A 7,183-nucleotide genomic window follows, 5' to 3' on the forward strand; every position below is an offset into this window, starting at 1 on the left:
TACCTAGAGTCTGACGTATATAAACCGACTACACAGGATTTATAGGTTTGTTTTCCCTGGCGTTGAGAGGTCGTGCCTCTAGGTTGCTCAGAATCTTGTTCTGTCCTTTGCCGTACCGCTCAAGCTAAATTAATTATAACACAATTTGTCGTTCCTTGACCCGGACCTGAACGTTCGCGCAGCGTGGCCGTAGGCCAGGTGGGGGAATGCGTCACAAAATCTGTTCAATTAACGTCACCCCATCACCCCATCACCTGATCACCCCATCACCCCATCTCTGAGTCAACCCACTCTCTAGCTATTTTTATTCGCACAAAAGAAACTTTTTGTCGATGATTTACGTCACCTAAGGTTATGACAATTGTCACAACCCCTATTACCACAGGATCACCTACGATCCCAAAAAAAATCAGGATACTGAAGATAGGGGTAACTACTTAATAACGTTACTACTAGATGACGTTGCGACTAGAGGAGTGTAAAATGTTCGAAAAACTTATCTTAGCTATAACCTTCACCTTAGTACTTTATTTATCGTCAGATTTCGGTTTAATCAGCACCGACTCAACATCTTCTGCTTCTCCAGCATCGGACTTTACAGAGGAAGTTGTGAGTCAATTAAAATCAAACTGACATCTAACACTATTCCCTTAACCCTTTTTGTCACCTTTTTAGGACTAAATCCGCTTTATTTTTTCAGTGATTTGTGTAATTTGTTGGTAATTTGTTCCCATAAGCTCTTCTGAGTTTTAGTCTGCAAAGACTCATCCTCTGGCATAGGTTCATTCAAATAGCGGTAATGTTTCCAGATATCCCAGTAAGGACAACCAGGCTGAATACGAATACCAGCCCAGTGTAGATATTGTAGGGGTTGATTCAAATTTGGATCAATAAGTCGTACTCCTTGGGTTTGAAATTGTTTACTACCTGCCCAATTTCCTGGAGCTCCCCCTGGTCTACGCACAATATTAAATCGGTGGTGCATCTGCTTCAATATCATATAGTTGATAATCGGCTGATCGGAGGTTTTCTGGGAAAAGTCAAAATACTCGGGATTAGCCGCACACTCAGCAAAGGTTTCATATAAAGTTTCTTCACTAATCTTATTTTTATTGGCTCCCCAAAACCCCCCATTAAAGATATCCTTCAGTTCCGCTTCACTAAAAATCTTATCTTCAATAACTTTGGGGGTGAAAACATTGGCAATTCCCCCGACATGCTGGTAATCACAGCAAATAAAATCATAGTCAGCCAGGTAGTCAAGAGTATCCGCTATCTTCTCAAAAACAACGATATCGGTATCGATATAAATAAATTCATCAAAGGTTCCAAACCAGCAAGCCTGTTTCCGGAACTGATTCGGTCTAGCAAAAAATCCCTCCCCGAAAATTTCGTGTAGCTTAGTAGACAGGCGTTCGATAAACGCCAAATCTGGATAAATCTCTACCCCATAAGACTCTTGAAGAATTTGGGCGACGTTTTGATAATTGTCATCATAGGGAATCAAAACAATTGGGGTATCGGTATCGTAGCAGCGGATACTATTTAGTAACGCAATAGACTGCTCAATCACCCGGTCATTAGCAGTGATGTAAATTCCACGATTCATAAAATTTGCCTCAACGACTGAATCCTAACTTCTTGAATACTTTAGTGGTTAAACTAGGAGGCTGGTTGTAAGGTTTAGCTTTAGTAGTAAACCGAGGACGTTTCTCTGGTTGATGATAATATCGATAATGTAAGAAAATATCCCGGTATGGAAAGTCGATATTCTCCCCAGCACACAGTTTATTGAAAACTTTTGACTTGATTCCAATGTAATGAAGATAAGTCAGCCTATTCCCATGATCATAAAGTAGATTATCCAGAACTTCAAAGTGAGGAGATGTTACGGAATTGCCTGTTCTTTGATCTTTAGGCAAACTCAGAGCCAAATTATGGATCGATAACCCAGACCTCATCCTCATGTAGTTGAGTACAGATTGGTTAGGCGCTCGCTTATACAGAACTTCTGCTTCCCCATTAGCTAACTGAGAAACTAACCATTCTCGCTGCTCTTCAGGAAATAATCCCCGCTTAGCCCCATAAAATCCAGAACAGAAAATTTCTGAATTAATCTGGGATTCATCGAATACTTCCAGTAACTTCGGTGAGGCTACGTTAAAAATATGTGCTGGGTCTTTATACTGAAAGTCATAAACCACAAAATCACTCTCATCTAACTGCTTAAAGACGAAATATAAGGAATCCATCACCAGAGTGTCAGCATCGAGATAGATAAATTTTTCAAATGGACTCTCTGGATCAAAGGCACAGTAACGATGATTTTCACCAACCCGATAGAATTTCGTCTTAATGCCTTTTTCCTGCCATTCTTGCAAGGCATCAGGGTGAGTTTTCCAGACATGGTAGGAAAACTCTTCCCAACGGGCAAATAGTTCTGGATTATCCAGCAACGTTACATTATCTCGGGTGGCAATTTCTTGACGGACCTTGTCTAACTGATCATTGTAGGCAATTACACAAACTGGAGTCTCTTTCCCAGCATTAACCTCTATGCTATTGAGCAGTGCTACCAGTTGGTTGTAAACCACATCATTAGCCAATGTATAAATTCCTGTGCTCATCTAGACTTACCCCAGTTTTTCCACTACCTTAGACAAGAAGTTGAGTAAATTCAACTCATGTAAAATAATTTGACGTGCTTCTGCGATCGCATCTAGAGCCTCATGCCACGCATCCGGTGTAGCCGTCACCTCCTGAATGTAAGCTAAGCCCTTTTCATCCTCACTTGGCAGTCTCAAGAAGCTTCCTGGAGGCAATAATTTATCAGCAGCAGAACCACCATAGTAGATGGGTAAGCACCAGGCTAATAAAGCATCCCACAACTTTTCACTCACATACCAATCATTACCAGCATAGTTTTCAATCGCCAGGTTGTAGTAATAAGGAGCCATCGCATTCCACTTATTCCCTACTTTTCCATATCCGTTTACCCAGTCTGGCAAATCCCGTCCATACACGTCAAATTCTAGATTACTGTCCTTCAACAGCCTCAAAAACGCCAAACGCTGACGATGATTAGCCGTGCGAGCAATACCGGAAGTAATCCAACAACAGGAACGAGCTTTTTCAGGTGGTCCCATTTCATGCAATTCACGAAACGAATTGTTGTGGTATGAAATAGCAGGCATATAGTCAGGAATTGGCGCAAAATCATCAGGACCACATACATAGCCACAGTATTCCTGAGCTTGCTTATATTCATTAATTCGGATCTCTTCCCGTTCTGGGAAGGGAGGTTCCCGCACCAAAGAAATAATCCGTTCTTTCGGCACTCCCCGCCAGAGAGTCTTGAGATCTGCGACCTTAGGCTCAGGGGGCTTGTGAGCTAGCCCAAAAAAATTGCCAAATTTGGGTTTAACTGGTTTGATGTCATAAAATTCGTTAAAGTTGTATAGCAGTAAAAAATCCGGTTGAGGTGCAGTAGCTATCATTTGAATATTTTTCCAAACCCCCAAAGGACGAGGGGTTTGCTTCCATAGCCAATCAACAGGACTGGGTTTCAGTGCCTTATAGCTACTTATCATACCGATAACTTTTTTGTCCATAGTTTTGGACATAGCTTAATTCCCTAACTCATCAATTTGAAGTTGATAATAATTTGATCAGCTTAGTTTAAGCTTAACTTACTTAACTTAATTGTCAACTTACTGCTTCACTTAATTTTAAACACTTTAGCCATTGGGAAATATCCCGACCAATCAAATCTTGAAGCTGGAGGATATCCTCGCGATAGAATTCAATCAATTGCTTCCGCACTGCTGGTGCTAACTTAGGTTTACCACGATTTAAATATCTAATCTTGTTAACTAGTTTATCCCTTAGGCCAGTAGGAAGCAATGGACTTAGAATTGATTTAACTGGGTGCGGTTGGTTCAAAAATGATTCCAACGCTTTGTTCTTGGGAAGGCGAGGAGCTTGCCTAACTTTTTCAGATATATCTGGGGTAAAGGTATCGTCTATCTCCAAAAAAACAAACATATCTTTCAGCATACCTAGAGAATTATTAGTCAAATATTCGTATAGATAAACCTTTATCTGGCTTTTGTCAAACGCATCAAAATAACGCTTTAGTTGGACATAGTAAAGTCCCCGTTGTTTATAGTACCAGAAAGACCACCAGTTATTTTTGATCCGCTCCTCTTCTTGGGCAAGAGCTTCAGCAAAATCCAGTGGTTCGCGCTCTTGCTTGATTAAATGTAAATAGTTGGAATAGGCTCTTTATGCTGGATCTCGAATAATGGCGATCAGTTTTGCCTTAGGTAATGTAGTACTTTATGCGTTCAACAGATTTCGCAATGTAGAGATAACTTGTAGATGCTTCCCCAATAGCTACTTGATTATTTACTTTTTTAAATAGGTTACGATAGGCGTCAAGATTAGTGACAATGAAATCAGCTTCTTTTTCATCTCCTAACCCACGGAAATCTAAATTTTCACCTTCAAAAGCAAAAAACCTAGGTTCCTTGGCAGGACTCATGTAGATTTGCGGATGCTGCTTTAGATATCGATAAATTGAAGTAGTTCCAGCCTTAGCTGCACCTATGATTAAAAAGTTGGGCATTGTCATGAGTCTATCTAGTTAACTGATCCTTGATAAACTTATCTTAGAATGTTTTTAATAAAGTCCTTAGATTAGACATGAAACGATCAGGTGAAGGAGGCTGACATGGTCATGTGGTCATGTCTTATTCTTTCCTCTTCTTTAGCTGATATCCTCATCATATCATCCCCCGATCTCGAGCTCTCGAGATCTATAAGTATTTTTAGTAAGCATAACCGAAATTGAGATCAGTAAGTGGGTTTATTTATACCCACTTATCAGGAGCTGGTGGGTACTCCTCTGTCAGCCATCAGTGCTCAGCCATCAGTGCTCAGCCGTGAGCCTTGGCCGTTGGCCAAGCTACGCGAATGGCTCACGCTACGCCAAAAGTTTAACATAAACCTCTTTGGGTATAATTTAATTATTGAGAGATTCATGAGAATTGAAAGTCTGGTGAAAAGCCCTTGGCCACGCTACTTGAGGTGCTTTGTGGCACAGGCCACAAGCGCTTTGACTTAACTGAGATTAAACGAATGCTTACCTCTTTGATTCAAAAGCACCTCAAGTAGCACCATCTGTAGCCCATTAGCTAATAGCTAAATGCTTACTTTAACCCTAAATGTAACCGTATTAATCAGATATTATAGGATGCATATATTCTGCTACATTGCTCATAATTTTGGCCATTCTATTTTCCCAAGAGAACTGACTCCCCCACTCAATTTGAGCAGCATAACCATTCACGTTTCTGGGATAGGTTTCTAATACCTGCTGGAGGCAACGAGTCAATTGAGCTGGGTTATCTGGTTGACACCAGCCAGCAATAGCACTGGACGATTTAAATTCCATCAACGGAGGAATTTCCGTTGCCACAATCGGAGTTCCTGAAGCCATATACTCAAAGAGCTTCAGAGGAGAGGTAAAGCTAGCCGCCTCACCAGAACAGTGAGGATGAGCCAAAACATCAGCAGCTTGGAGTAAGCTGGGAAGCTGCTGGTGGGGAATATAACCTAAGAAGGTAACATTGTTAGCTTGTTTTTCTTTAGCTAGCTGCTGATAAGACTGTACTTGAGATTCATTGCCACCAGCAAAGACAAATTGAATCTGTGGTAATTCCTTAGCAACATCAACTAATAAGTTTACCCCTTTGAAGCGATAGAGTCCTCCTGAATAGACCACTAACTTTTGGCGGTTATCCACCAAAAGTTTTTTGCGCCATTCAGAGGCTTGTTCTGGTTGTCTTACTAAAAAAGACTGATTGAAGCCACTATGGAGTTTGATAATCTTTTCTGGGGGCATACCCCTACGAATCATATCGTCCCGAATATTATCAGCTACGGTGACTGCGACTTGAAAAAGTGGGTTTTGGACAATGGATTGATCATAGTCACTTTTTTTATAATGTTCCCGCTCATAAATGACTGGTATACCATGCTTGATGGCTGTTTTGACTAAATTCCAATCCAACGTGTGTAAGATTTGAGTATGGGGAAAAATATGAATTGGAAAATAGTAACGACAAACGATTGTGCTGGGGCTAGTCAGTTTGCCTTTGATGTGACCAATGGGCCAAGGCATAGCTAGGGGAGCCACCTTGAGCTGATCCTGAATACTGTAAAACTTGGTCACGTTTTCCGGTGGCTGTTGGAGCCTAAAGGGATAAACCCAGTCTAAGGGATTTAGGGATTTCTCTGGGGGGTGGAGATAGACTAAAACAGTAGAATAACCAAGGTTAGCAGCAGCATTGGCGGAATTGACATCATGAACTAAGTGGGCAGCATTGGGTAATGGTAAAGTACTTCTGGTAAAAAAGATATAGTGTTTATTCATTATTAGTTAAGAAGTGTTAATTGATCAGATAGTCTGTTTGCAATTAATACTTAAGTAGTCTATTTACTGAGATCTCTACCACCATACTGCCCAAATTTTACCAAGCTATCCCCTTATATAGCGCTACGCGCAAGTCAGAAGTTAGAAGTCAGAAGTCAGAAGTAAGCTATGACTAAGTTTGCTGAGTTTAGGAATGTCCTAAGCTTAATGCGTAGTGCTATAACACTCTTACTTTTCATCAAACCATCCCGTCCGGACATCTCTAATTTCCAGCAATAGGGCGATTGCTAGTGTGTAAGCATTCAGCTATCAGCGTGTCGCGTATCAGCTTATGCGCGATGGGTCACAGCGTCGAAGCCTGTGCCACAAAGCTGTTCGCAAATCCCCAGACTTTCAATTCTGATTAATCTCGAACTATTAAATTATCCTGTTTGCGCGATGGGCATGCTACGCGAACGAGGTTTATTTTAAGCTGACGGCACCTCAAGTAGCGTGAGCTTTTAGCTCACGGCTGACGGCACCTCAAGTAGCACCATCTGTAGCGCATATGCTTATGCTAGTGTCTGCTATTGAAGATGGGGCAACGGATTGGTTAACCCATTTAACAGATGGGGCGACCGACCTCACCGTTGGCCAGCTCATCGGCATCGGCGCCAGCCTGCTGCTCATCTGGCTGTTGATCGAGACGGCAGGCGCGTGGGCGAACGCCGCGCTGCGTTCGCGTTCCCAGCGGGCGGCGCGGCGCCA

9 protein-coding genes are annotated in these 7,183 nt (G+C 41.8%); 3 read left to right on the forward strand and 6 right to left on the reverse strand.

Annotated elements, in window-relative coordinates:
- Positions 1-483: 483 nt before the first annotated feature.
- Complete coding sequence (locus F6J94_RS27055; RefSeq protein ID WP_293021361.1) at positions 484-633, forward strand: hypothetical protein; 150 nt, start codon at positions 484-486, stop codon at positions 631-633.
- A 55-nt stretch (positions 634-688) separates the two neighbouring features.
- On the opposite strand, the gene F6J94_RS27060 is transcribed toward F6J94_RS27055, so the two are convergent.
- The 5 genes from F6J94_RS27060 to F6J94_RS27080 all read right to left on the reverse strand — a co-directional run bounded on the left by F6J94_RS27060 (position 689) and on the right by F6J94_RS27080 (position 4,627).
- Positions 689-1,609: an Npun_R2821/Npun_R2822 family protein gene (locus F6J94_RS27060; protein WP_293024039.1), complete on the reverse strand. Its 921-nt coding sequence runs from the start codon at positions 1,607-1,609 to the stop codon at positions 689-691.
- 10 nt (positions 1,610-1,619) lie between these two features.
- Positions 1,620-2,627 carry an Npun_R2821/Npun_R2822 family protein gene (locus tag F6J94_RS27065; RefSeq protein WP_293045953.1) on the reverse strand — a complete coding sequence of 336 codons (1,008 nt, stop codon included), beginning with the start codon at positions 2,625-2,627 and terminating at the stop codon, positions 1,620-1,622.
- Between the two features lie 6 nt (positions 2,628-2,633).
- A complete protein-coding gene (locus F6J94_RS27070) occupies positions 2,634-3,611 on the reverse strand; it encodes a glycosyltransferase family 10 (RefSeq protein WP_293045967.1) in 978 nt (325 codons plus the stop codon).
- Positions 3,612-3,705: 94 nt separating this feature from the next.
- The gene (locus tag F6J94_RS27075) at positions 3,706-4,044 is read right to left on the reverse strand and encodes a hypothetical protein (RefSeq protein ID WP_293045955.1); all 339 of its coding nucleotides are present in this window, start codon (positions 4,042-4,044) and stop codon (positions 3,706-3,708) included.
- A 277-nt stretch (positions 4,045-4,321) separates the two neighbouring features.
- Positions 4,322-4,627, reverse strand: coding sequence for a hypothetical protein (locus F6J94_RS27080; RefSeq protein WP_293045958.1), 306 nt, complete (start codon positions 4,625-4,627; stop codon positions 4,322-4,324).
- Between the two features lie 234 nt (positions 4,628-4,861).
- Here F6J94_RS27080 and F6J94_RS27085 point away from each other — a divergent pair, with 234 nt between their 5' ends.
- Positions 4,862-5,125 (forward strand): hypothetical protein, encoded by a 264-nt coding sequence (locus tag F6J94_RS27085; protein ID WP_293045961.1) that lies wholly within the window; start codon positions 4,862-4,864, stop codon positions 5,123-5,125.
- Between the two features lie 111 nt (positions 5,126-5,236).
- Here the strand turns inward: F6J94_RS27085 and F6J94_RS27090 are convergent, their stop codons facing one another.
- A complete protein-coding gene (locus F6J94_RS27090) occupies positions 5,237-6,436 on the reverse strand; it encodes a glycosyltransferase (protein ID WP_293045963.1) in 1,200 nt (399 codons plus the stop codon).
- A gap of 559 nt (positions 6,437-6,995) precedes the next feature.
- Here F6J94_RS27090 and F6J94_RS27095 point away from each other — a divergent pair.
- A partial coding sequence (locus tag F6J94_RS27095; protein WP_293045965.1) for a hypothetical protein occupies positions 6,996-7,183 on the forward strand: 188 nt, incomplete at its 3' end.

The sequence above is a fragment of the Moorena sp. SIO1F2 genome, from assembly GCF_010672755.1.
Lineage (GTDB): Bacteria > Cyanobacteriota > Cyanobacteriia > Cyanobacteriales > Coleofasciculaceae > Moorena.